This is a genomic window from Nonomuraea maheshkhaliensis, from assembly GCF_039529435.1.
Classification (GTDB): Bacteria; Actinomycetota; Actinomycetes; order Streptosporangiales; family Streptosporangiaceae; genus Nonomuraea; species Nonomuraea maheshkhaliensis.
On sequence record NZ_BAAAMU010000152.1, the window covers coordinates 1 to 24102 of the forward strand.

The window sequence follows — 24102 nt, forward strand, 5'->3', positions numbered from 1 at the left end:
GTCGCCGCCCAGCCGGGCGCGCCGGCGCGGGCCGCCGCGACGGCACGCTCCACCTCGGGCACGGACGCGAACCGCCCGCGCGCCACGACCTCGGCGGGCCGTGCGGGGTTGGTGTCGGCGAACTCCTCGCCCTCGCCCTCGACCCAGCGACCACCGATGAGATTCAGAACGTCCATGGTCAACGCACCCTAACTGTGCCATATTGGATTTTCAATATTGGATCCAAAATACGGAGCGGGAATGATCGCACCCACCACCCTCTTCGCCCTCGACACCCTGCTGACCGAGGAGGAACGCGAGATCAGGAACACGGTCAGGCTCGTGTGCGACCGGGAGATCCGCCCGCACGTCGCCGGCTGGTTCGAGGCCGGGGAACTGCCCGCGCGGGAGCTGGCCCGCACGCTCGGCTCGCTCGGCGTGCTCGGCATGCACCTCGACGGCTATGGCTGCGCCGGCATGGGCGCGGTCTCGTACGGGCTGGCCTGCCTGGAGCTGGAGGCGGCCGACTCCGGCCTGCGCAGCCTGGTGTCGGTGCAGGGCTCGCTGGCGATGTACGCGATCTGGAAGTACGGCAGCGAGGAGCAGAAGCAGGAGTGGCTGCCCGCGATGGCGGCCGGCGAGCGCATCGGCTGCTTCGGCCTGACCGAGCCCGACTTCGGCTCCGACCCCGGCGGCATGCGGACCACGGCCAAGCGCGAGGGCGGCGACTGGGTGCTGAACGGCACCAAGCTGTGGATCACCAACGGCTCGGTGTCGGACGTGGCGGTGGTCTGGGCCCGCACCGACGAGGGCGTCAGGGGCTTCCTGGTCCCGGCGGGCACCCCCGGCTTCACCGTCAACGACGTCAAGCACAAGATCTCGCTGCGCGCGAGCGTGACCAGCGAGCTGGTGCTGGACGGCGTACGCCTGCCCGGCGCGGCGATGCTGCCCGGCGCCAGGGGCCTGTCCGGGCCGCTCGGCTGCCTGAACGAGGCCAGGTTCGGGATCGTGTTCGGCGCCATGGGGGCGGCGCTGGACTGCCTGGAGACCACCCTCGCCTACACCGCGCAGCGGGAGGTGTTCGCCAGGCCGCTGTCGTCGTACCAGCTGACCCAGGAGAAGCTCGCGGACATGGCGCTGGAGCTGGGCAAGGGCCTGCTGCTCGCCGTGCATCTCGGCCGGCTGAAGGAGGCCGGCACGCTCACCCCCGAGCAGGTGAGCCTGGGCAAGCTGAACAACGTGCGCGAGGCCCTGGAGATCGCCAGGAAGTGCCGCACGCTGCTCGGAGCGAGCGGCATCACCCTCGAATACCCGGTGATCAGGCACTCGGTGAACCTGGAGTCCGTGCTGACCTACGAGGGCACCTCGGAGATCCACTCCCTGGTCATCGGCAAGGCGCTCACGGGCATCGCAGCGTTCAACCAGGGGTTCAAATAGGGGTTTGAGTAGAGCGCTCAGAAGGTCTGCCAGGTCGCCTCGGTGACCTGGCACGGCCCGCCCTGGTGCACCCGCAGCCGCCCGGCGGCCAGGTCGAGGCCGATCGTGGCGAGCGTCTCCCAGCGCTGGTTGAGCGGCTGGGTCAGGTCGGGATGGGCGCAGACGGGCGCGTCGTCGGGCGCGTGGGCGAGCATGGCCAGCGCCCGCGCGTTGAGGTCGGCGTCACTGAGCGCCTCGACGTGGTCGTGCAGGTGCCGCAGGCGGTCGTAGGTGCCGGGCCGCTCGGTGGCGTGCCGCTCCCCCGCCGCCAGGTCCGCGTCCAGGAAGTGGTTGCAGTGCTGCAGGACCCCGTCGGGCCCCGGCGGGATGACGGCCACCCCGGCCGGTGAGATCTCGATCGAGGCGGCGCCGCCGTCCGTCACGGCCGTGATGACGCTGGATGCGGAGACCGGGGCCGAGCGGGCGATGTCCGCGGCCTCCTCGACCGTGGCCGCCTCGTCGAGGATGCGGCGGGCGATCAGGTGGACGGGCACGCCGGTCTCGGCGGTGTCGGTGACGTGGCGCAGGATGTTGAAGTGCACGCCGAGGCCCGCCGTGTTGACGCCTATCTTGGCCAGCACCCCTGCCTCGGTGAACGTGCGCACGACGTGGCCGGGCCGCGGCTCCAGCTCCCACAACATCGGCGCGTCGCGCAGGTGGTCGTGCCAGTCCCAGGTCTGCACCGTGCGTGGCGGGCCCTGCTCCGGCAGCACAACGGAGGTCGAGCACTCGCCGTGGCCGACCGCGTCGATGCCGGCCAGGATCTCGGTGCGGGCGTTGACCACGGCCACCTGCCACGGGTCCAGCCCGGCGCCGGCCGCGATCCCGGCCATCTCCTCCGCCAGCGACGGCGCCCAGGCGGCGCTGCGGTCGAGCGCCCGCTCGCCCCACGCGCGCACCTGCGCGGGCCTGGCGCCGGCGACCGCGAACAGCTCGGTGTAGCCGGTGAGGTTGGCGACGATGCGCTTGCGCAGGTGAGTGCCCAGTTCTTTGCCGCGGGCCCTGGGGTCGGTCTGGCTGGACGTAAAGCAGGGAAATGTCATGACCTGTCCATCAAATCGGCGAGCCGCGGGTTCGCCGCGGCGAAGGAGTCGCGGACGCGGGCGTACCGCTCGGCGTCGATGTCCTGGCTCAGCTTGAACATGCTCTGCACGGTACGCACGTGCACCCTGAAGGCCACTACCCCCGGCAGCAACACGCGGAACCTCTCCCTGGAGGCCGGGGTCGGCGCCCACGACGGGCGGCGGGCCGACTCCACGGCCTCGACCGTGCGCTCCACCACCTCAAGGGCGTCGTCGAGCAGCTCCAGCCGGCCGGTCACGTGCACCGCCGCGTAGTCCCAGGTCGGGACGGCCGGGTCGGTGGCGTACACGGTGGGCGAGACGTAGCCGTGCGGCCCCTGGAAGATCACCAGCACCTCCGGCGACGGCTCCCAGGAGCGCCAGTGCGGGTTGGCGCGGGCCAGGTGCCCGAGCAGCGTGCCGCCCTCGACCCGGTCGCTCTCCAGGATGACCGGCACGTGCGTGGCCACCGGCACGCCGTCCACCGTACTCACGACCAGCGCGAACGGGTTCTCCCTGACCAGCAGGTCCACCTGCGCCGGATCCTGGGCCGCGTAGCGGGGAAACGTGTGCATCGCGGCTACTCCGCCGCGCTCAGGATCGCGTCCCAGGCCAGCTCGGAGGCCAGCGTGCCGAGGCCGGTCGGCTTGACGCCGGTCAGCTCGACCTCGTCGGTCGTCATCGCGAACATCGTGTCGCCGTCCGTCAGCGTGTGGAACGGCTGGATTCCCCGGTGCATCGAGCTGTGCACCTGGCGGCCCACCTGGAGCAGCTCGATGCCCGTCAGCCGCACGTTGGTGATCATCACGGTCAGCGTGGTGTTGCCCATGACCGACCGCGCGCCGTCGCCGATCGCCTCGGCGTAGTCGGCGCTCGGGTGGCGCCGCTCCCCGAGGCCGGCGTGGTAGTTGCCGCGCACGACCCGGCCCTGCCGGTCGATCACCGCGCCCACCGAGTTGACCACGGTCGCCACCAGCACCTTCGCCTCGCCGAACGTGCCGAAGGCGGCCCCCTGACCGGCGAACTCGGCCCGGCCGAAGTCCACCTTGCCGGCGCTCGCCGTCCGGCCCGCGCCGCACCGGCCCACCGGGAACTCGCCCTCGACCGCGTTGCGCAGCGCGGCCCGGCCCAGCTCGGCGTCCGGGTAGACGGCGGTGTCGCGGCAGGAGAAGTCGTAGATCACCGCCCCGGACACCAGTTGCAACTCGTCCCACTTCGTGCGGTTGTCCCGGCGGGCGAGCAGCTCGTCGCTGACACCCGCCGCCGCGGCCAGCCCGTACACCGAGCCGCCCGCCAGGCAGATCGCGTGGTTGAAGTCGTAGCCGCCGCTCATGCCGACCGCGCCGCCGCGCGCGTCCACGGCCGTGCGCGCGCCCGCGGGCAGGTGGACGACGGTGCAGCCGGTGGGGCCCTCGCCGTACTCGGCCGTGCCGACGTACACGCCGGGCAGGTCGAACGCGACCGAGGCGCGCCCGGGGCTGGGCTGCGGGGTCAGCGGCAGGTCCGCGTTGCGCGGCCCGCCAGGGGCGAACGCGGACGGGGTCGCGAGCCGCGGGCCCGCGCTCATGTCGTTCATAGGGCCTCCAGCAGTTGCTTCGAGTACTCGTGGGAAGGGGCGGAGTAGAAGGTGGCCGTCTCGGCGGTCTCCACGATCTCGCCCGCGCGCATGACCGCGATCCGGTCGGCGACGTAGCGGACCGCGCCCAGGTCGTGGGAGATGAACAGGGCGCTGAAGCCGTACTCGGACTGCAGGTCCTTGATCAGGTTGAGGATCTGCACCTGGACGGAGACGTCCAGCGCGCTGACGGCCTCGTCGAAGACGATGAAGCCCGGCCTGGTGACCAGCGCGCGGGCGATCGAGACCCGCTGGCGCTGGCCGCCGGAGAGCTCGTGCGGGTAGCGGCCGGCGAAGGCCGCCTCCAGGCCGACCTGCTCCAGCACCTCGGTGACCGCGTTACCTGTGGGGCGGCCGAGCACCGACAGCGGCTCGGCGACGCTCTGGCCGACGCGCATGCGCGGGTTGAGCGACCAGTGCGGGTGCTGGAGCACGGCCTGCATGCGACCGGCCAGCTCGCGCCGCCGCCTGGGGAACGGGCGGCCGCCGAATTTGACCGTGCCGGCCGTGGGACGTTGCAGGCCGAGTGCGACCCGGCTGGTGGTCGTCTTGCCCGAGCCCGACTCGCCGACCAGGCCCAGCGTCTCGCCCTCGGCGACCGACAGCGTGACGTGGCGCATCGCGTCGAGGTGGATGCGCCGGAACGGCGGGCCCGCGGCGAAGGTGACGGTGACGTCGTCCAGTTCGAGGATCACGCCTTCACCTCCGACACGGCGCCATCCTGCGGCACAACGCCGCCCTCAGACACAGCGCCCTCCGGCACCGCGTCGCCCTGTGACACGCGCAACTCCAGCTCGCCCGCCCGGTGGCACAGGACGTCCTGCTCGCGGACGCGGACCGGGACCGGGCGTTCGTGCTCGCAGCGTTCCTCCGCGAACGGGCAGCGCGGCGCGAACGCGCACCCCGCCGACGGGCCGTCGAGCACGGGCGGGCGGCCGGGCACCGGACGCAGCCGCACGCCGTGCGCCGCGGCGGCGGGAGCCGAGCCCGCCAGCGCCGCCGTGTAGGGGTGGGCCAGGTCGCCCAGCACCTCGCGGGCGGGGCCGCTCTCGACGACGCGCCCGCCGTACATGACCGCGACCCGGTCGCAGCGGCGGGCCACGGCGGGCAGGTCGTGGCTGAGCCACAGAATGCCTGTGCCCGCCTCGGCGGCCAGCGAGAACACCACGTTCGACACCTCCTCGCGCACCTGGCTGTCCAGGGCGGCGGTCGGCTCGTCGGCGACGAGCAGCTCGGGCGAGGTGGCCATGGCCATCGCGATGGCCACCCGCTGCGCCATGCCGCCGGAGAGCTGGTGCGGGTAGGCGCGCGGCACGCGCGGGTCGTCGAGCCTGACCCGCGCCAGGTGGAAGCCCACGTCGCCGCCGCGCCCGAGCACCAACCGCAGCTGGGCGCCGACGCGCATGGTCGGGTCGAGCGAGGCGATCGGGTCCTGGAAGACGAACCCGAGGTGCTTCCTGCGCAGGTGGCGCAGCCGGGCGGCGGGCAGCTCGAACACCGGCTCCCCGGCGACCAGCACCTCCCCGTCCGTCCGCCGCGCCGTCGTGGGCAGCAGCCGGCCGACGGCCGAGCCGAGCGTGGACTTGCCCGAACCGCTCTCGCCGACCAGCCCGAGGCTCTCCCCCGGCTGCAGGGTGAGATCGGCGCCGTCGAGCGCCCTGGTGCGCGGATAGTCGATCACCAGATTCCGTACCGAGAGCAGGCTCATGTCAAGGTCCTCGTCTCCCTGGGTTCGAGCCGGTCGCGCAGCCCGTCTCCGACCACGTTGATCGCCAGGATCGCCGCCACCAGCACGACCCCGGGGCCGAGGATCAGCCACGGCGCGGCGATCATGTACGTGCCGCCCTGCTGGATGAGCACCCCGAGCGAGGCCTGCGGCGGCTGCACCCCGAAGCCGAGGAAGCTCAGCCCGCCCTCGACCGCGATGCCGACCGACAGCGCGTACGTGCCCTGCACGGCGATCGTGCCGGCCACGTTCGGCAGCACGTGCCGGACGAGCACGCGCGACAGCCGGGCGCCGCTGATGACGGCGGAGGTGACGTAGTCGCGCTGCGAGACGGCCACGGCGGCGGCCCGCACCAGCCGGGTCATCAGCGGGATCGTCACCAGCACGATGCTGGCCAGCGCCGCCGTCTGGCCGGGGCCGAGCACGGCGGCGACCAGGATGGCCAGCACGATGGCCGGGAAGGAGTAGAGCACTTCCACCAGGCGCATCACCAGCTCGTTCAGGTAGCCGCCACGGTATCCGGCGACGATGCCGAACGTCGCGCTCAACGCGGCCGTGACCAGCACCGCGACGGACGACAGCAGCAGCGTCGTGCCCACGCCCTCCATGACGCGCGGCAGCAGCGAGCGGCCCAGGTTGTCGGTGCCCAGCCACCAGCCGGGACCCGGGGGCTGCAGGCGGGGGCCGACGATCGCGTCCGGATCGCCGCCGATCCCCATCGGGGAGCCCAGCGCGAACACCACCAGGACCAGCAGCGTGACCAGCCCGCCGATCGACAGCCGGTCCAGTCTCCTCACGAGCGCCTCCCCGCCATGACGCCGAGCCGGGGGTCGAGCACCCCGACCAGCAGGTCGATCAGCACGTTCATCACGATGAACACCCCGGCCGCCAGCAGCACGCCCGCCTGCACCACCGCGTAGTCGCGGCGACCGACGGCCTGCACGATGTAGGAGCCGACGCCGGGCAGGTTGAAGACGTGCTCGACGATCAGCGCGCCGCCCAGCAGGTACGCGATCGTGGTGCCGACCAGCGTGACCACGGGGGTGGCGGCGTTGCGCAGGATGTGGTGCCTGACGATGAACCACGGCGACTCCCCGCGCCCGACGGCGGCCGTCACGTACGGCTCGACCAGCACGCCCATGACGGCGTCGCGGGTGGTCCTGGCGGTCACCGAGATGGAGAAGATCGACAGGACGGCCGCGGGCAGGATCATCGTGGCCAGGTTCGCCGCCGGGTCCTGGGTGAGCGGCACCCAGGAGCCGACCTTGAGGCCGAGCGCGTACCGGGAGAAGACGAACACCACCAGGCTGCCCAGCACGAACTCGGGCACGCTGACGCCCAGCCCGCTGAACAGCCGCCCCGCCGCGCCGCCGCCCTCGGGGCGGGCGCGCACGGCGGTCAGCACGCCCAGCGGCACGCCGGCCAGCACGCTCGCCAGCACGGCCAGCACCGTCAGCTCGGCGGTGACCGGCAGCCGGGCCAGCAGCTCCGCGCCCACCGGCTGACGACTGATCATGGACACGCCGAAGTCGCCGCCCGCGACGGCCGCGAGCCAGTGCCCGTACTGGATGAAGACCGCCTGGTCGAGCCCGTAGCGGGCGGCCAGCGCGGCCTTCTGCTCGGCGGTGGCGAACGGCCCGAGCACGGTCTCCGCGAAGCCGCCCGGCATCAGGCGCACGGCGGTGAAGATGAGGACCGAGACGCCCAGGAGCGTGGCGGCCGAGCTGAGCGCCCGGCCGGACCACCACATCAGCAACCGCATGGCTACTGGGTCTTCTTCACGCGGGCGTCGGCGACCAGGCGCAGCACGTTGCCGTAGCCCTCGGTGGCGTACAGGCTCGGGCTGAGCGCGTCGGTCCTGAACGCGACCGTGGCCGGGCGGGTGACCAGCGGGATCATCTGCGCGTCCGCGTCCGCCTTGGCGCACACGGCGGCCAGCGCCTTGTCCCTGGACGGGCCGGCCGGCTCCTTGCCCGCCGCGTCGATGAGGGTGTTCAGCTCCTTGTCCGGCTTCATGAAGCCGGCGTTGAAGCCGGCCGTCTCCGGGTTCCACCACTTGGTGACCATGCCGGGGTCGGCGTATCCGGCGAACCACGACAGGGCGGCGTCGAAGTCGGCGGGCGCCTTGCCGTACACCTTGCCCGACCAGCTCGCCTCGTCCATCTGCTCGATCTTGACGGTGATGCCGGCCTGCTGGAGGTTCTGCTGGATCACCTGGGCGACGGCCGGGGCCGGCTCGGTGGAGAAGATGGTGAGCGTGAACGACAGGTTCCGCGCGCCGGCCTCGGCCAGCAGCGCCTTGGCGTCGTCCACGCTCTTGGCCGCCGACGGCAGCGCGGCCGGGTCACAGGCGCCCGGCAGGCCCACCGGGGTGATCGCGGTCGGCTTGCCCTGACCGCCCAGCGCCACGTCCGCGATCTGCTGATTGTCCAGCGCGATGGCGATGGCCTGGCGCACCTTCGGGTCGGCCAGCTTCGAGCCCGGCTTCAGGCTGTTGAGCATCAGGTAGTAGAAGTCGGTGGTGGCCTGCGTCTTGACCTGCACGTTCCCGGCCCCGGCCAGCATCGTGGACGAGTCCACGTTGCCCAGAGTGGCCAGGGCGGCGCTGCCGTTCTGCAGCGCGGCGATGCGCGCGGCCTCCTCGGGGGCGATCGTGATGTTCAGCGCGTCGGCGGCCGGCTTGCCCTTGTTCCAGTAGGTGTCGTTGCGCTTGAACGTCCATGACACGTCCTGACGGTGGTTCTCGACCACGTACGGGCCGGTGCCGAGCAGCGTGGTGGCCGGATCGACCGACTTGTCGTCGATCTCCTTCATCGGCAGCACCGCCGCCGGCACGTTGGCCAGCGCCGCCAGGAACGGCGTGTACGGCTCGCTCAGCGTCACCTTCACCCTGCCGTCACCGTCCGCGGCCGCCGACTTGACCGGGCCGAGCTGGCCGCGCCACACCGACTTGGAGGCCAGCAGCCGCTTGAGGCTGCCCACCACGTCGCCGGCCGTCATCTCCCTGCCGTTGGAGAAGCGGACGCCCTTGCGCAGGTGGAAGACGTACTCGGTGGGGCTCGGCGTGTCCCACTTCTCGGCCAGCAGCGGCTGCACGGAGAAGTCGGGGCCCACCGTGACCAGCGTCTCGTAGGACAGCGACAGCAGCTGCCAGGTGGTGGCGACGTCGGCGAGCTGCGGGTCGTAGCCGGTGGCGGCGCCGCTGTCGATGTGGACCTGGAGGTTGAGCGTCCCTCCCGAGGGGAGTGACTGGTCGGCGAGGGCGAGGTAGCCGGGGGCGGCGCTCTCCTGCGCCGCGGCCGTCGGGCTGGTGGTCGTTCCGGTGGCGGCGCAGGCCGAAGCCAGCAGGGCGGCCGCGACACCGCAGGCCAGGCGTAGGTTACGCATGGGCCTCTTCTCCTCTAGTGACAGGAACGTTCGGCGGCGCTCGGCGGAACGTCGAGCGTGGGGTTGCGGTCGAAGAACCCGACCGGCTTGAGGACGAACCCGCACGTGTCGACCGGCATGATGGGCCAGTCCTCGGTGCGGGGGAAATGCGTCAGGCCGAACGTGTGCCACAGCACGATGTCCTGCCCGTCGATGTCGCGGTCGGCCCTGGTGTAGGCGGGCAGGCCCGCGCCGCCGGGATGCTGGTTCACCAGGTCTCCGGCGGGATAGCGCTCTGCGGGGTGGTAACGGGTGACCCACAGATGTCTGGTGGCGAACTCGGCCCTTTTGTGGATGCTCGATCCCGGCGTGGCCAGCAGCGTCGGCTTGCCCTCCGGGTGCAGGGCGTAGCCGACGGGGCGGCCCAGGCGGTTGCGTACGTCCGGGTTGACGACGTGCCAGGTGCGCTCCGCCTTCAGGTCGGCGTCGCGGGCGGCCTCGCGTTCGGTGCGCAGGCGGGTGACGGCGCGGCGGACGGCGCTCCCGTACGGGTTGTCCGGACCGGCCGGGGGAATGTCCACCTCGACCTCGTCCACGGCGTTGGCCACGCCGTCCACCGTCATGTCCAGCCGGGCGCCGAACAGGTGCTGGTGGTAGGGCGCCGCCAGTCCCGGCGCCACCTCCGACGCGTACGGGGCGGCCCGCTCGTCGTAGGCGCCGGTGAAGACGATGCCGGTGGCCTTGACCTCCAGCTCGATGGTGCCGTCGAGGTAGAGGTACCAGTAGAAGCCGTAGTCGTAGTTGCCCACCGTCACGAAGAACGAGATCACCAGGCGGCGCTGCCTGCGCGTCTCCCTGGAGCCGTTGGCCGGGTCGGTGTGCTTCCACAGCACGCCGTAGTCCTCCTCGTGCATGCAGATCGCGTTCGTGATCACCTTGGGCACGCCGGCGCCGTCCGTGACGACGGCGTCGAAGTAGGTGATCTCGCCGAGGCAGTCGCAGCCGAGTTCGAGGGAGTTGGCCAGCTTGCCGAGCTGGTACTCGCCGGTGTCGAAGTAGTTCTGCCAGAAGCGGATCGGGCTCGGGTCGCCGTACGGGACGACCATCTCGGCCACCGAGGCCCGGTAGACGATCGGGCGGACCCGGCCGCAGTCCTCGAACCCGATCTGGTGCAGCGTCAGGCCCTCGCGCATGTCGTAGCCGAGGCGCAGGCTCCACTTCTCCCAGGTCACCAGCGGGCCGTCCACCGTGAAACTGGGGCCGTCCGGCTGCGTGATGTGGATGGGCTTCTGCGTGGTACGGAAGGGGCCGTGGCCGTAGTCGCCCGACTCTTGCGGGATCGGCTGGGGACCGGTGTCCACGATCTCCAGGACCTCACCCTTGACCAGATCCACGTACGCGACCAGGCCGTCCACCGGGTGGGCCCACGGCAGGCTCTCGGGCGTGGGCATGACGTGCGCCAGCACCCTGGCCACCCGCCGGCCCTCCTCCTTGGCCAGCCCGAAGTGTCCTGCGCTGAGCGCGGCCAGGTAGACGCCCTGGGGGTCGTCGATGCCGCGCCTGGCCAGCGCCTCGGCCCAGCCCGCGTCCGCGCGCAGCACCCGCCGGACCAGCGCGTGCTCCTCGTCCAGCATCGGCACCTGGCCGTCGATCGCGGGGTCGATCGGCTCGCGGGACTCCACCCTGCCCGCGCCGATCGAGACGATCACGTCCTGCGCCGCCTCGGTGGCCAGGTCCAGCAGGAACGCGCGTGCCCTGCGATCGACGGGGTCACCCGGCTCGTAGACCAGCACCTCGCTTTTCCGCGGCTCCTCCAGCCCCAGGTAAGCCACCCGAACCGTCTCCGTGAGCAGCCCTTCGGCCATCAGGATGCGTCTGACCTCGTCGATCTCCTGCGCGGCGAGCGGGTCGAGAGGATGGGGGTGCTTCCCGGTGGACAGGTGCAACGTTCCGCCCCTTTCTGCTGCCGGAACGTTCCGGCAAGTTTCGCGCTAACTTAATTGCGCGGGCCGCGCGGCACAACCCCTGAGCCCCAGGCGAAACAGATCCTTAACGGAAGCCGGGGCGGATGTGGAGGGCTGATGCACCAGTACCATCAGGGCGTGCAAGCAGACGAGCCGGTCACGATCCTCACCGTCGCCAGGGAAGCGGGCGTCTCCAAGACGACGGCCTCCGACGCCCTGCGCGGCTCGGGCCGGGTCTCGGAGCGCACCCGCGAGACGGTCGCGCGGGTCGCCGAACGGCTCGGCTACGTACCCAACGGCTCGGCCCGTCACCTGCGCAAGGCCAGCACGGGCACGATCGGCCTGCACGTGCCCGAGGTGCTGACCCGTTCCTCCTACTACATGTCGTTCGTGTTCGGCGTGGTCGAGCAGGCGGCACGACACGACTACGACGTCACCCTGATCACCTCCGGCCAGCGCCGCGCCCGCCCGCCGCGCGTGGACGGCCTGGTGCTCGGCGACCCGCTCGGGGGCGATCCGGTGGTGGAGAGCCTGATGGCGACCGGCCTGCCGACCGTCTCCTGCGAACGCTTCCCCGGGGCGCGCCAGGCGGACGGGGTGGTCTGGTCGGAGCACGCCCCGATGCTGCACCGCCTGCTCGACCACCTCGGCTCGGCCGGCTCCACACGTCCCGGGCTCATCGTGGCCGGCGACGAGAGCGACTGGGCGGCCAGCCTGCACCGGGGCTACCTGGAGTGGTGCGTCGCGAAGGGGGTCACGCCCCGGGTGCGGCGGGTCTCGTTCGACGCGACCGGCGAGGAGATCCGCGCCGCCGCCCGCACCCTGCTCACGCCGGGAGCCGGGGCGGTGGACGCGCTGGTGTGCGCCCCCGCCGGCGCGGCCACCGAGGTCGCCCCCATGGTGCGGGAGGCGGGCTCGCTCCTCGCCTCCTGCGTCGACAGCGCCGCCACCCGGATGGCCGACCCCCCGATCACCTCGATCGACCTACGCCCCCGCGAAGCCGGGGCGAGCTGCGCCGAGCTGCTGTTCGAACTCCTGTCAGGAGCCGCCGAGCCGGGAACGGAACGCGTACACCCCATAGAACTCGAACTCCGCGCCTCCACCCGCCCGCGCAACTAGGGAGCGCGCACGCGAAGGAACGCGAGCGCGGCGCTCGAACCGGGCTCGGTACAGGCTTCCTCCACTCAAGTGACAGACGGAGCGCATCGGCCCGACTACAGTCCGGCTATAGCCAAGAACGGTGACGGCGAAGAGGCGTCCCCGCTCTGCGGAACCTGCCTGGGCGCCCAAGGAGAGTGGTTGGAACTGAACGGCAAGAAGGACGAGCAGCACACGTGGGCGCCGTGCACGACGTGCCGCGGGACCGGCCGGACGTGACCGACCCCATCACCTGCCCGGAATGCGAAGGCAGCCGCGGGGAGCGGCTGGGACCGCTGTTCCTCGCCTGCCTGTTCTGCGCCGGCCTGGGCATCGTCGGCGGCGCCAACGAGCCCGCGGAGCGCCGCGCGAAACCGCCGCTTCCTCGACTGCCGGTGGCCTTCCACTGGGTGTGGCGGGACCCCTACGTCGCGTCCGTGCTGGACTGCCGCATGTGCATGGGGGCGCGCACGGTGGTGCACCTCGACGAAGAGGCGGGCATCCTGATCACGGTGCCGTGCCTGTGCACCGGCAGACCGCGTTGCGGACCGGGCTGCCGGTGACGCCGGACGCGGGTGGGCCGCGGCGGGCTGGGCGTACATGGTGAGGGGGGGGGGGGGGGGGCGCGCCCGGCGGGTCGCTTCTTCAGCTGAACGTGACGTCGCTGCAGAAGTAGTACGTCTGGTCCATGTGGGAGGCCTTCCAGATCGTGTAGACGATGTGGCGGCCGGTGCGGGAGCCCTTGTTGAGGTTGTCGATTAGGTAGACGTTGGCGGGCGCGTACCGGGGCGTCTCCCTGATCAGTTCGAGGTGGTTCCAGCCGAGCCGGGTGGTCGTGGCGTCGTAGCCCTGGCGGGTGATGTAGACCTTGATGTAGTCGGCGCCGTGGTACGCCTGGTCGGTCAGGCGGACGCTGAACGTGCTGCCGAGCGGCGTCGTCTTCCACGCGCCGGGCGTGTCCATGGAACGGTAGCGCCCGTCCTGGGTCTGGCCGGCGCTGCAGAGCTGGCCGTTGGGGACGGCGGCCTCGTGGTTGCCGCCGACGTTGTCGCGGTAGAGCCCGTTCCAGTTCCACATGGCGTTCGTGTTGTCCTGCCACGCCTGCCAGCACATGGGGTCCTGCTGCTGCATGGCGGGGTTCTGGAAGTCGCTGCCCCAGCGCAGCCAGCAGCCGTAGTTGCGGGAGGCGGGGTCGGTGGTCGAGCCGTGCGCCGAGGCGGTGCCGCTCAGGGGCACGACGCAGAGCATGGTCAGGGTGGTCAGCAGGATCAGGGCGCGCTTCGCCCAGCGTCGTGGTGCTCGTCGGGGCATTGTGCGGTCTCCGTGTTCCGGTCGGGGTCCGGGGGTGGGGAGCGCTCCGGTGCGCGACGGTATCTGACGGCGGGGGTACGGCCAAGTGATGGGGTTCGGTCAAATGGGGATGGTGTACGGCGCTGGAGCGGATGAGCAGCGGAAAGGGCTTTCCGGAGTGATGTCAGAGACTTGAAACTTTCAACTCCGCTGGATTACTCCGCTCCCATGGGTGATTGCGGTGAAACGTAAAGTGAGGGAATAGGGCGAAGTAGCATGTGAGCGAGGGCGACGTTCCCGCACGAGGAATCGGTGGAGAGAGTCGGGCTCGTGCTCTCACCTCAGGACTTGCTGCTCGTCGTGGAAGTCAGCAGCCTGAGCACCGCGAAACAGGATGAAAGCCTCAGAGCGGTCGCATACGCCCAGGCGGGTATCCCCTCCTACTGGCGGATCGAGCCGGACGAAGGGCCCGCCCTCTACGTCTACGAGCTGAACGGTGACCGCTACGATCCGCCGGTCGTGCACAAGGCCGGTGCCGTGGCGAGGATGGCGGTGCCTGTCGTGGTCGGGTTCGATCCCGCTGTGCTCTGCGCGAGGCGTTGACCTGGACCCCGGTACTGCCGGCCCCCTCCTGCCGGGAGTGCCCGGGGTCCAGGGGCTTCACTGGTCGCCGGGCGGGCCCTTGGCGGCCAGGGAGGTGTAGACGGTCACCTCGTCGGGGCTCACCAGGCCGTCCTGGATGGCGCAGATGAGCAGTTTCTCCTTGGTGGGCGCGGGCCTTCCGGCCGCCGCGTATTTGACCCGCGCCCGGTCGATGTACTGCCGGACCGTCCGCTCCTTGATCCCCATGCGCGCCGCCACCGACGCCTTGGACATGGACTGGAACCAGTACAGCAGCGCCGCCCGCTCCTTGTCGGACAGCTGGGGCCGGTGCGGGCCCTCGTCGGTCGCGATGGCCTGGGCCATCGGCGGGGTGACGGAGGGCCGGTCTGCGGCCACCTCCAGGATGGTCTCCAGACAGGAGTCCCGGGTCGCGCGACCCTTGCCGATGAAGGCCGAGGCGCCGGCGTCCAGCACCTTGCGGACGATCTCCGGCTCCTCGTGCTCCGAGAAGACGATCACCCGCTGCCCGCCGGCGCATAATTCGCCGACCCGGTCGACGACCATGGTGCCGTTGAGGTTGAGGTCGAGCAGCAGCACGTCGGCGGCGGCGCCGCGGACGGACTCGATGGTGGGCCCCTGCGCGACCAGTTCAATCGGGCCCGGCGGGCCGAACCACGACCGTACGCCGTCCACGACGACCTGGTGGTCCTCCACCAGGGCGACCGTCACGGGCTCTCCCATATGCTGTTGACCCATATCTCGCCTCCCTGCCGCTGGTAGCTGACGACGACGCCGCTGGCCTCACGTACGGGGGTCGAGCTGATGGGCAGATCCTCGTTGTCGGCCACGACCGCCACGCTCACCATCGTGGACATCGCGGAAACCGTTACCCTGGCCCGCGATCTGGCCCCGTCGAGGGCACGGACGGGGGCTCTGAGAAGGTCCTCGCGCACGCCGTTCGGCAGGGCGGGCAGATGCTCGCCGAAGGGCGGGGCGGTGACGAGGACCTGCCGCCGCTCGGCCGCGTCGATGCGTTCGCGCAGCACGGCGACGAGCTCGTCGGGTACGTCCTCCCGCTCGGTGATGAGCCGGCGCAGCCGCATGGCGCCCGCGGTGCAGTCCTCGCGTACGCGCGGATCGCCCGGGTCGGCGCCGTCCGCGAGCTGGGTCAGCAGGGACTCGGCCACGTCGCGGATGGCCTCGTAGCGACGCAGCCGGTCGGTGTGGATGCGCTGGGCGGACTCGCGCCAGGCGTCGTCGGCGGCGAGCTTGCGGGCCAGCAGCACGGTGTCCTCGGCGCGGGCGCGCAGCATGTGACAGCCCGCCATGTAGCCGAGCTGCATGGTGACGCCCCCGGCGATGACGACGAGGTATTTGGCGATGGAGACGCGGTCGAGCGAGCCGGACACGGCCATCGCGGCCAGCATGATGCCGGCGTTGGCGGCCAGGAAGGCGACGATCTCGGTGCGCCAGCGCGGCCGGTTCCAGGTGAGTATGACGCCGATCCAGCCGATGGAGCCGAACCCCCAGTCGCTGATGCCGAGCAGCTCGTCCGGGCGGGAGGCGACGATGACGGCGACGTCCACGGCCAGGGTGGCGAGGGCGAGTTCGAGGATCCGGTCGGGGCCACGGGAGGTGCGGGAGAGGGCGAGCGCGCCGATGGCGAAGACCAGGGAGTAGACGATCCAGGCGGCGAGCGCCAGCAGCGGCCAGCGGAAGGAGCTCCAGCCGGTGATGGTGACGGTGAGGTCGTAGCCGAGGTGCCAGACCCCGGCGATGACGACGGCGCCGAGCGCGGTGTAGCGGGCGTAGCGCTGGGCGATCTGCTCGATCTCCTCGGTCATGGCCGCCACCAGAGGCTCACCCGGGTGCCCCGGTCGCCGGAGGAGATCTGGGCGCCGCCGTTCGGCAGGGAGCGCATGGTGTCGAGGATGGAACCGCGCACGCCGAACCGGTCGGGTGGCAGGCGGTGCTGGTCGAAGCCCCGGCCGGCGTCGGCGATCTCGACGAGGATCTCCCCGTCGCGCCGTCCCGAGCTCAGGTCGGCCTCCCGTACGCCGGCGTGCAGGGCGACGTTGGCCAGCGCCTCGGTGACGGCGCGGGCGAAGCGCTCGGCCACGTCGCCGGGCACGGTCTCGGGGGTCAGGCGGCGGTGCACGTCCAGGCCGGTGACGCGGCCGGCCACCTCGTCGAGCAGCGCGTCCAGGGCGATGGGGGCGGAGACGGCGGTCGGCTGGTCGCGGAGCTGGTCGAGGGCGGCCAGGTCGGTGGCCACCTGGGCGCGCAGGGTCGGGGAGGGCGCGTCGTAGGTGCCCAGGCCGACCATGGTCAGCGTGTGCAGGGAGGTCTCGTGGACGCTGCCGACCTGGCGCAGTTCGTCCTCGCGGCGCAGCCGTTCCACCATGAGGGAGATCTCGGCGCGGGCGCTCTCGCGCAGGAACGTGTCGGCCGAGGCGGCCGAGCGGCGCAGCAGCGTCATGAGCAGCACGATGGCCAGCAGCTGAACGAGGTGGATGCCGAGGGTGGTGTGCACGTCGCCGGTGGGGGTGGCCAGCCGCACGCCGACGGCGAACGCCGCGGCCACGGCGAACCCGACGGGCAGGGCCGTACGCGGCCTCCAGGTGGCTCCGGCCATGACGACGGTCATCGTGACCAGCCCCGCCACCCAGCTGGACCCCGTGAGCAGCGCCTCAGGCGCCACGAGGTGGAGCTGTGCCAGGCACAGCACGACGGTGATGGCCACATCACCGGCCACCAGCCATCGGGGCAGTGGCCGCTTGCGCAGGAACACGCGGGCGAACAGCGCCGTCCAGGTGAAGTGGACCACGAGCATGGGCGTCAGCCAGCGGAAGTCGACCGGCGGGACGGCCCCGAACAGCGCCGCGACGACGGCCACCGAGCCCACCGCGCTCCGTGCGCCGGCCGCCGTCCGCGCGACGGCCTGGTCCAATTGCCTGCTGGCCGAGTCGTATCTCGTGGAGCCGGAATGAACCATGAGCCGTCCGCACGCGATATGGGCATAAGACGGGTCTCACGATAACGCAGGGAAGCATGGGTAAAAAGCTACGGAAAAGGGTTTCTCCGCGTTTTACCGAAATTCCGGTAAATGGCGTCATGGGTCGCATGGCTGTTTGTCCTCGGGCCGGCTCTGTTGCGGTCTTCACCGCCCTCCTCGAACCCTGTCCCGGGGCGCCCCCACCAGCATGACGGCTGATCGGCCGTCATGGCCGCTGACGGCCGATCGGCCGTCAGTCGCGTCCCTTCTCACAGGCGTGTACTGGGACGCGTGTGGCCGCGAATGATCGCGGCGGGGAGGGGACCTCATGACGGTGTTCGTGATCACGTTCCTGCTGGGCTGCCTGTCCGTGATGACGGTCAGGGGCCGGAAGGGGAACTGGCCGGCGGGGATGCCGGTGGCACGGCCGCGCCTGGTGGCGGTGGGGGGCACGTACGAGGGGACGCGCGGCCGGCCGTCCGACGCGTACGTCGTCCAGGAACGGTTGATCGCGGCGGCCAGCGGGGCCGTCGGGGCGGAGGCGGCTCATCCGGCCGCCGCGCTGGCCCTGGGGGCGGTCGTCACCGAACGGCCGCAGCACGCCGGCACGATGGAGCGGGACCTGCGCGCCTGCGCGCAGGCGGCGCACCGGGCCGTGCGGGCCGCGGCGCTGCGCGACCCCGCCTCACCCGAGCTGGCCAGCACGCTCGACCTGGTCGTGCTCGACCGGACCGAGATCCCCAGGCTGCGGTACGCCCACATAGGCGACGGGGGGATCTGGCACTGCCCGAAGGGAGGGGAGCCGCGCCTGATCACCACGGCGTGGCAGGGCACGGGGCCGCGCGGGGTCGGCCTCCCCGCGGCCGAGCCGGAGATCGGCACCCTGATGCTGCGTCCAGGGGACCGGATCGCGCTCGTCAGCGACGGCGCGGTCAGGGCGCTCGGGGAGGGACGCATGAAGCAGCTGCTGGGGGGCGGCGCGTCGCCGAGCGTCTGCCTCGACCGCCTGTACGACGAGATGGCCGCCGTGGAGCCCAAGGACGACGCCACGGTGGTCGTCGCCGAGTTCGTCACCGCGTGAGCCGGGTGAACCCCGTGAAACGCGCGAAACACCTGAAGCGCGCGGACCGTGTGAACGGGACATGAACGATACGACCGAATGGGGGCGGCGATCGTGCCGAAGATCCGGTTGACCTAGGATCGCTCATGTGAGCGCACCGCACGGCATCAACCCGAACATTCCTCACTCCGCCCGGGTCTACGACTACTGGCTGGGCGGGAAGGACAATTTCGAGGCCGATCGCCGGGTGGCGGAGCAGACCATGGCCGCGGTGCCGGGCATCCGCGAGAGCGCCCGCAACAACCGGGCCTTCCTCGGCCGAGCGGTGCGCCACCTCGCCCGGCTGGGCGTGCGCCAGTTCCTCGACCTCGGGACGGGCATCCCCAGCCAGGGCAACACCCACGAGGTGGCGCAGGCAGAGGCGCCTGACGCCCGCGTGGTCTACGTCGACAACGACCCCATCGTGATGGCGCACGCGCGGGCGCTGCTCACCAGCACGCCCGAGGGCAGGACGGCCTACATCGAGGCCGACGTCCGCGAGCCGCGCACCATCCTCGAACACCCCGACGTGCTCGACACCCTCGACTTCGACCAGCCGATCGCGCTCGTCATGGTGGCGATCCTCATGCACATCTCCGACGACGACGATCCGGCCGGGCTGGTCAAGACCTACACGCAGGCGCTGCCGCCGGGCAGCTTCCTGGTGCTCAGCCACCTGACGCTCGACCTGATCTCCAAGGAGACCGCGGAGGACTACCTGGAGGCCACCCGGCCGCAGGCTATGCACAGGACGCCCAGAACGGGTGAGCAGATCGAGCGCTACTTCGACGGGTTCGAGCTGATCGAGCCGGGTCTGGTCCCGGTCTCCGAGTGGCACGACACGCCGCTCTTCCCCGACACGGCGGCCTGGATGTACGCGGGGGTCGGCCGCAAGCCGTGACGGCGGGCCGCGCGCCGTCTCGTTCCAAAGCGGTTTAAGGTTCAAGCTGTGGATCAGTTCGGGGACAGGATGGCGCGGTGAGCGCGGCGGTCGGGGTCGAGCAGCCCGTGGCCGGTGAGCGGCCGAAGCAGAAGCGGCGCCGCAGGCGGTGGTTCGGCTGGACGGTCGTCACGCTGCTCGCGCTGTGGGCCGTCATCAGGGCCGGCGGCTGGGAGCAGGGCTCGTTCCTGACGCAGCTCATGACCGTGACCCCGTACGGCGCGGGGCTGGCCGCCCTGACCGGGCTGCTGTCGCTGCTGCGGCGCAACCGCCGGGCCGCGCTGGCCGCCGCGCTCGTGTGCGTGGCCATGGTGGCGATGCTGGTGCCGCGCACGGTGAGCGCCGAGCAGCCCGCGACGCGGGGCGCGCCGCTGCGGGTGCTGACCGTGAACCTGTTCGGGCGCGGCGACGCGGCGACCGTGGTCGACCTGGTCCGCCGGTACGACGTCGAGGTGTTCAGCGCTCTGGAGCTGACCTACGCCGAGGCCGAACGGCTGGACGCGGCCGGGCTGAAGCAACTGCTCCCCTACCGGGTGCTGCAGGCCGAGTCCGGGGCGACCGGCAGCGGCATCTACGCCAAGCATCCGGTGACGAAGCTTTCCGGCCTGTTCACGCCGATCGGCCACAACATGCCGGCCGCCACCGTGTCACTGCCCGGGGGCGGCGAGGTGCAGTTCGTGGCCGTGCATCCGAACCCGCCGCTCGGGCGCATGGAGCGGGAGTGGAACGCCGCCCTGCGCGCCCTGCCGCCCGCCTCGCCCACGGCGATCAGGGTGCTGGCCGGCGACTTCAACGCCAGCCTCGACCACCGCGCCTTCCGTGATCTGCTGGACCGCGGCTACGTGGACGCGGCCGACCAGCTCGGCAAGGGGCTCACCCCGACGTGGCCGAACTTCCGGCCGATTCCGCCGATCATCTCCATCGACCACGTGCTGGCGGACCGGAGGGTGGCGGTGCGCCGGGTGGAGGTCCTGGACGTGCCGAGGACCGACCACCGGGGCGTCTTCGCCGAACTCCGCCTCCCCTAGCCGCGAAGACAGTGCGGTGTCACCTCAAGGTAAGTTAGAAAGCGTGTTCGAACATGGCATCGTCTCCTGGTGCCCGGGCCCGTCCCGTTTCCAGGAGGAGATCGCTCATGCCCGCACGCCCGTCCTTACGCACGCTGATGCTCGCGCTGGTGAGCGCCACCGTGCTCGCCGTCCCCGCCCTGCCCGCCACCGCCGCTCCTACTGCTACCGCTACTGGCCCCAATGTGGTGGTCCGGTGGAACCAGGCGCTGCTGTCGGCGATCCGTACGGGGACACTCGGCCCGCCGATGGTGGCCAGGGCCCTGGCCGTCACCCACACCTGCGCCTACGACGCCTGGGCCGCCTACGACGCGGTCGCGAACGGCACCCGGCTCGGCGGCTCGCTGCGGCGTCCCCCGGCGGAGCGCACCGAGGCGAACAAGGCCGAGGCGATCAGCTTCGCCGCCCACCTCGCCGCGGTCGACCTCTATCCGGCGCAGCGGGCCGGCTTCGACGCCCTGATGGACGAGCTGGGCTACGATCCGGCCGACCCGTCGAGCCAGGCGGCGCGGACCGGCGTGGCCGCGTGCCAGGCGGTGCTCGACCACCGGCACGCCGACGGCTCCAACCAGCAGAACGGCTACGCCGACACCTCGGGCTACGCGCCGGTCAACGCCCCCGTCGTGGTGGCCGAGCCGCTGACCACGCTGAACGCTCCCGGCCGGTGGGCGCCGCTGACGTACGTCAACCGGGCCGGCGCGGTCGTGACGCCGCCGTTCCTGGCGCCGCACTGGGGTGGGGTGGCCTCCTTCAGCGGCGCCGCGAAGTCTCTGGCCGACCAGGTGCCGGCGCCGCACGCGTACGGCTCGGCCGGGTTCCGCGCGCAGGCCGCCGAGATCGTCTCCGGCACGGCCGCGCTGGACGACAGGAAGAAGGCGATCTCCGAGTACTGGTCCGACGGGCCCAGCAGCGAGACGCCGCCCGGCCACTGGTGCCTGTTCGCCCAGCAGATCTCGGCGCGCGACCGGCACGGCCTCGACCAGGACGTCAAGCTGTTCTTCGCGCTGGCCAACTCGGTCATGGACGCCGGCATCGCCTCGTGGGAGGTCAAGCGGGACCGCGACTCGGCCCGGCCGATCACCGCGATCCGCTTCCTGTACCAGGGGCAGACCATCCCGACATGGGGCGGACGGACGGTCGAGGGGGCGCGGTGGGTGCCGTACCAGCCGCCGACGTTCCCGACACCGCCGTTCGGCGAGTACGTGTCGGGGCACAGCACGTTCAGCGCGGCGGCGGCCGAGGTGCTCAGGCGTTTCACCGGGAGCGACGCGTTCGGCGGGCAGGCGGTGGTCGCCCAGGGGTCGTCGCTGATCGAGCCGGGGGTGACGCCCGCGCGGGACGTGACGTTGCGCTGGCCTACGTTCACGGACGCCGCCACGGAGGCCGGGCTGTCGCGCCGGTACGGCGGCATCCACTTCCGCCTCGGCGACGAGCAGGGCCGCGCTCTGGGCCACGCGGTCGGCACGGCGGCGTGGGACCGCGCCAAGAGCTACTGGACCGGTCACCGCTGAGCGGCAGAACCACACGACGAGCCGCCGCCGAGCGGCGCAGGACCGCGCTGAAAGCCACCGGCTGAGTGGCGGGCGCCCGCTTCCCGGGTCCGGGGAGCGGGCGCCTTCGTGCTGCGGAAGGTCAGGCCGCGCTCTCCTCGGCCTGCCTGTTGAGCGTCTCGAGGTCGAACGCGCCCGACTTGACGGCCGCGGTGAACGCCTCCCAGTCACGGCGAGGAACTTCCAGCACCGTGTCCGGGTTGTCCACGTGAATGATCTCCACGTGGTCGTTGATCCGCTTCGCCGCGACGCGGCTGGCGTCTTGTGTCATCTGCAGCACTCCTTCCAGTGCATTGCGGGCTCCACCCCGGTCCTCCATTCGCAGGAGAACCGGGGCGGTTGCGGGCAGCCTTCCATCTCCGCAAGGGCGTCTGCCACCGCTCGGCCCAACCCACCGGAGAGAAAACCCCACTCCCGGGTGACGATCTATTGACCTCGGTACAAGAAATGACCCCCTTGGCCAGGGCGGGCGGCCGTCGCACCCCCTCCGCGAGCCGGGCGGTGCAACGGGAGCTTGTAAGGGACTTTCAAGTCAGAAGTTAGTGAAGAGGCGTAGCTTCCCCGCTCGAAAGAGGGACACCGCTTTACAGAAGAGGACAAGGCATGAACTTGACCGCAGAGGCGACATGTCCCCTCGAAAGCCGCACGGTCCGCATCACATAGGGCCGCCTTTTGGGATGTTTCTAGCATTGTTGAAGCATTCCTTCGGCGATGTCTTACCTGTCTACAGTCCTACCTGTGGGGGCCCAAGTACCAAGGACCAACGTGTGGAGTGAGCTGCGCCTGAGCTCCACGCCGAAGCTGAACATCTCGATCTCGCCGAGCCTCACCGCCCTTGCCATGCTCCTCGACGCCGCCGCCGGCCGCCGCCGCGGCCTGCCCGAGCTGTGGCGGCGGGCGATCGGCTCCAGGATCGGCCCGCTCGGCCACGAGGCCGTGCGCCCGCTGGCCGCCGCCGGCTGCTCGCTCGGGCCGGACAGCCTGGTGCCGCACTCCCCCATCGGGGGTGACGTCTCCGTTGCGGCCCAGGTCGCCGCCCTGCACGACCTCTCGCCCGACGCCTTTCTCGCGGACCTGGAGCGGACGTACAAGATGGACACGCCGCCCGTGCAGTGGCGGGCGGCGGCCGAGCGGCCCGCCCGCTGGCTGCACGGCTACGCCAGTGCCCTGGCCGACGTCTGGAACACCGTGGAGCCGCTGTGGAAGCGCGCCCGCCCGCTGCTCGACAGGGAGGTCGAGCGGGTCGGCGTGACGACCGTGCGCGGCGGGCCTGAACTGCTGCTCGGGGCGCTCGGCGAACGCATCGTGTACGGCGAGCGCGGCCTGCGCTTCTCCGGCTCCCACGCAGGGACGTACGAGCTGGGCGAGCGCACGCTGGTCCTGACGCCGATGCTGGCCGGCCGGGACGCGCTCGTCCTCGGCCTGGACGACCCCGGCGCGGTGTGGATCGCCTACCCCGTGCCCGGCGCGGACTCCCTGTGGCGCAAGCCCGTCGCCCCGTCGGTGGACGAGCTGTCGGCGCTGGTGGGGCCGGTCCGCGCGGACCTGCTCTGTGCCCTGGACCAGCCGATGACGATGTCCATGCTGGCGACGGACATGAAGATCGCGCCCAGCGGGCTCACCTATCATTGCGACCGGCTGCGCGCCGGGCGGCTGATCACCAGGGAGCGGCGCGGCCGTGAGGTGTGGATCGCCCGCACCCATCGGGCGGACGAGCTGCTGGAGCTGTTCCGGTGCTGAGGCGCCGGGGGGAGGGGAGCCGGGCGTGGTGCTCACGTTCCACCGCGACGCGCTGGCGGGCTGCGCCGCCGCGGCCAAATCGGCGGCGGGGGCGTTCTCGGGACTGAGCGGCCCGGCCCCGGACATCTCGGCCTGCGGGAACGTCTCGGGCTCCGCGGCGCTGGCCGCGGCGATGGGCGACCTGGCGCGCGTGTCCGGCGAGGCGGCCAGGACGCTGGGCGGCCGCCTCGCGTCGGTGGAACGCGCGCTGGACGCCGTCGAGCGCACGGTCACCTTCGCCGACGCCGGCGCGGTCATCCCATGAGTCCCGTCGATGACGTCAGGTTCGTACCGGGCGGTGGTGAGCTGGCCGACCTGGCGATCAAGGTGATCGGCGACCCCGCGGGCATCACGGCGGCCGCCAAGGCGTGGCGGGCCGCGGCGGGAACCGCGCGCGAGCACACCGGCGCGCCCGGCCCCGCCGCGGGGGGCTCAGTCGTCGGGGGTGAGGCCAT

The 24102-nt window shown here is 71.7% G+C and carries 25 protein-coding genes; 11 read left to right on the forward strand and 14 right to left on the reverse strand.

The annotated features are described in order from the left end of the window. Positions 1–240: 240 nt before the first annotated feature. A complete protein-coding gene (locus tag ABFX54_RS49500) occupies positions 241–1416 on the forward strand; it encodes an acyl-CoA dehydrogenase family protein (RefSeq protein WP_346114141.1) in 1176 nt (391 codons plus the stop codon). 17 nt (positions 1417–1433) lie between these two features. On the opposite strand, the gene ABFX54_RS49505 is transcribed toward ABFX54_RS49500, so the two are convergent. Genes ABFX54_RS49505 through ABFX54_RS49545 form a run of 9 tightly spaced genes read right to left on the reverse strand, consistent with a single transcriptional unit; the run spans position 1434 to position 11169 of the window. Next, entirely contained in the window at positions 1434–2498 is a 1065-nt protein-coding gene (locus tag ABFX54_RS49505) for a C45 family autoproteolytic acyltransferase/hydrolase (protein ID WP_346114142.1), read from the reverse strand. Further along, on the reverse strand, positions 2495–3091 hold the full coding sequence (locus ABFX54_RS49510; protein WP_346114143.1) for an FMN-binding negative transcriptional regulator: 597 nt from the start codon (positions 3089–3091) through the stop codon (positions 2495–2497). The genes ABFX54_RS49505 and ABFX54_RS49510 overlap by 4 nt, the downstream gene beginning before the upstream one ends. Before the next feature lie 5 nt (positions 3092–3096). Continuing rightward, positions 3097–4092: a P1 family peptidase gene (locus tag ABFX54_RS49515; protein ID WP_346114144.1), complete on the reverse strand. Its 996-nt coding sequence runs from the start codon at positions 4090–4092 to the stop codon at positions 3097–3099. Continuing rightward, positions 4089–4826 carry an ABC transporter ATP-binding protein gene (locus ABFX54_RS49520; protein ID WP_346114145.1) on the reverse strand — a complete coding sequence of 246 codons (738 nt, stop codon included), beginning with the start codon at positions 4824–4826 and terminating at the stop codon, positions 4089–4091. Before ABFX54_RS49520 ends, ABFX54_RS49515 begins: the two co-directional genes overlap by 4 nt. After that, positions 4823–5839, reverse strand: a complete 1017-nt coding sequence (locus tag ABFX54_RS49525; RefSeq protein ID WP_346114146.1) for an ABC transporter ATP-binding protein — start codon at positions 5837–5839, stop codon at positions 4823–4825. The genes ABFX54_RS49520 and ABFX54_RS49525 overlap by 4 nt, the downstream gene beginning before the upstream one ends. Further along, the gene (locus ABFX54_RS49530) at positions 5836–6654 is read right to left on the reverse strand and encodes an ABC transporter permease (RefSeq protein ID WP_346114147.1); all 819 of its coding nucleotides are present in this window, start codon (positions 6652–6654) and stop codon (positions 5836–5838) included. Before ABFX54_RS49530 ends, ABFX54_RS49525 begins: the two co-directional genes overlap by 4 nt. Beyond that, the gene (locus tag ABFX54_RS49535; RefSeq protein WP_346114148.1) at positions 6651–7619 is read right to left on the reverse strand and encodes an ABC transporter permease; all 969 of its coding nucleotides are present in this window, start codon (positions 7617–7619) and stop codon (positions 6651–6653) included. Before ABFX54_RS49535 ends, ABFX54_RS49530 begins: the two co-directional genes overlap by 4 nt. A 2-nt stretch (positions 7620–7621) precedes the next feature. Next, entirely contained in the window at positions 7622–9244 is a 1623-nt protein-coding gene (locus tag ABFX54_RS49540; protein WP_346114149.1) for an ABC transporter substrate-binding protein, read from the reverse strand. Positions 9245–9258: 14 nt separating this feature from the next. Beyond that, entirely contained in the window at positions 9259–11169 is a 1911-nt protein-coding gene (locus ABFX54_RS49545; protein WP_346114150.1) for a primary-amine oxidase, read from the reverse strand. A gap of 156 nt (positions 11170–11325) precedes the next feature. Here ABFX54_RS49545 and ABFX54_RS49550 point away from each other — a divergent pair, with 156 nt between their 5' ends. Next, the gene (locus ABFX54_RS49550; RefSeq protein WP_346114151.1) at positions 11326–12306 is read left to right on the forward strand and encodes a LacI family DNA-binding transcriptional regulator; all 981 of its coding nucleotides are present in this window, start codon (positions 11326–11328) and stop codon (positions 12304–12306) included. Positions 12307–12521: 215 nt separating this feature from the next. Next, the gene (locus ABFX54_RS49555) at positions 12522–12887 is read left to right on the forward strand and encodes an aldo-keto reductase family protein (RefSeq protein WP_346114153.1); all 366 of its coding nucleotides are present in this window, start codon (positions 12522–12524) and stop codon (positions 12885–12887) included. Positions 12888–12969: 82 nt separating this feature from the next. On the opposite strand, the gene ABFX54_RS49560 is transcribed toward ABFX54_RS49555, so the two are convergent. After that, positions 12970–13635 carry a lytic polysaccharide monooxygenase auxiliary activity family 9 protein gene (locus tag ABFX54_RS49560; RefSeq protein ID WP_346114155.1) on the reverse strand — a complete coding sequence of 222 codons (666 nt, stop codon included), beginning with the start codon at positions 13633–13635 and terminating at the stop codon, positions 12970–12972. A gap of 327 nt (positions 13636–13962) precedes the next feature. Between ABFX54_RS49560 and ABFX54_RS49565 the strand changes: the two genes are divergently transcribed. Continuing rightward, positions 13963–14217, forward strand: a complete 255-nt coding sequence (locus ABFX54_RS49565) for a Uma2 family endonuclease (RefSeq protein WP_346114156.1) — start codon at positions 13963–13965, stop codon at positions 14215–14217. Between the two features lie 57 nt (positions 14218–14274). On the opposite strand, the gene ABFX54_RS49570 is transcribed toward ABFX54_RS49565, so the two are convergent. From ABFX54_RS49570 to ABFX54_RS49580, 3 genes are read right to left on the reverse strand one after another with little or no spacing between them, the layout of a single operon-like run. Continuing rightward, entirely contained in the window at positions 14275–14946 is a 672-nt protein-coding gene (locus ABFX54_RS49570) for a response regulator (protein ID WP_346114157.1), read from the reverse strand. After that, positions 14943–16061: a hypothetical protein gene (locus ABFX54_RS49575; RefSeq protein ID WP_346114158.1), complete on the reverse strand. Its 1119-nt coding sequence runs from the start codon at positions 16059–16061 to the stop codon at positions 14943–14945. The genes ABFX54_RS49570 and ABFX54_RS49575 overlap by 4 nt, the downstream gene beginning before the upstream one ends. Next, a complete protein-coding gene (locus ABFX54_RS49580) occupies positions 16058–17212 on the reverse strand; it encodes a sensor histidine kinase (RefSeq protein ID WP_346114159.1) in 1155 nt (384 codons plus the stop codon). Before ABFX54_RS49580 ends, ABFX54_RS49575 begins: the two co-directional genes overlap by 4 nt. 328 nt (positions 17213–17540) lie before the next feature. On the opposite strand from ABFX54_RS49580, the gene ABFX54_RS49585 reads away from it, so the two are divergent. The 4 genes from ABFX54_RS49585 (at position 17541) to ABFX54_RS49600 (ending at position 21829) form a co-directional block, all read left to right on the forward strand. Then, positions 17541–18293: a SpoIIE family protein phosphatase gene (locus ABFX54_RS49585; protein ID WP_346114160.1), complete on the forward strand. Its 753-nt coding sequence runs from the start codon at positions 17541–17543 to the stop codon at positions 18291–18293. Between the two features lie 127 nt (positions 18294–18420). Beyond that, positions 18421–19212, forward strand: a complete 792-nt coding sequence (locus tag ABFX54_RS49590) for an SAM-dependent methyltransferase (RefSeq protein ID WP_346114161.1) — start codon at positions 18421–18423, stop codon at positions 19210–19212. Between the two features lie 77 nt (positions 19213–19289). Next, positions 19290–20279: an endonuclease/exonuclease/phosphatase family protein gene (locus ABFX54_RS49595; protein WP_346114162.1), complete on the forward strand. Its 990-nt coding sequence runs from the start codon at positions 19290–19292 to the stop codon at positions 20277–20279. A gap of 107 nt (positions 20280–20386) precedes the next feature. Further along, positions 20387–21829, forward strand: a complete 1443-nt coding sequence (locus ABFX54_RS49600) for a vanadium-dependent haloperoxidase (RefSeq protein ID WP_346114163.1) — start codon at positions 20387–20389, stop codon at positions 21827–21829. 121 nt (positions 21830–21950) lie between these two features. Here the strand turns inward: ABFX54_RS49600 and ABFX54_RS49605 are convergent, their stop codons facing one another. After that, positions 21951–22139, reverse strand: a complete 189-nt coding sequence (locus tag ABFX54_RS49605) for a hypothetical protein (protein WP_346114164.1) — start codon at positions 22137–22139, stop codon at positions 21951–21953. 494 nt (positions 22140–22633) lie between these two features. On the opposite strand from ABFX54_RS49605, the gene ABFX54_RS49610 reads away from it, so the two are divergent. The 3 genes from ABFX54_RS49610 to ABFX54_RS49620 form a co-directional block, all read left to right on the forward strand. After that, on the forward strand, positions 22634–23608 hold the full coding sequence (locus ABFX54_RS49610; protein ID WP_346114166.1) for an ArsR/SmtB family transcription factor: 975 nt from the start codon (positions 22634–22636) through the stop codon (positions 23606–23608). 25 nt (positions 23609–23633) lie between these two features. Then, positions 23634–23912, forward strand: coding sequence for a hypothetical protein (locus ABFX54_RS49615; protein WP_346114167.1), 279 nt, complete (start codon positions 23634–23636; stop codon positions 23910–23912). Then, positions 23909–24102, forward strand: a 194-nt coding sequence (locus ABFX54_RS49620; protein WP_346114168.1) for a hypothetical protein, incomplete at its 3' end; no start/stop codon positions are given. The genes ABFX54_RS49615 and ABFX54_RS49620, both read left to right, overlap by 4 nt.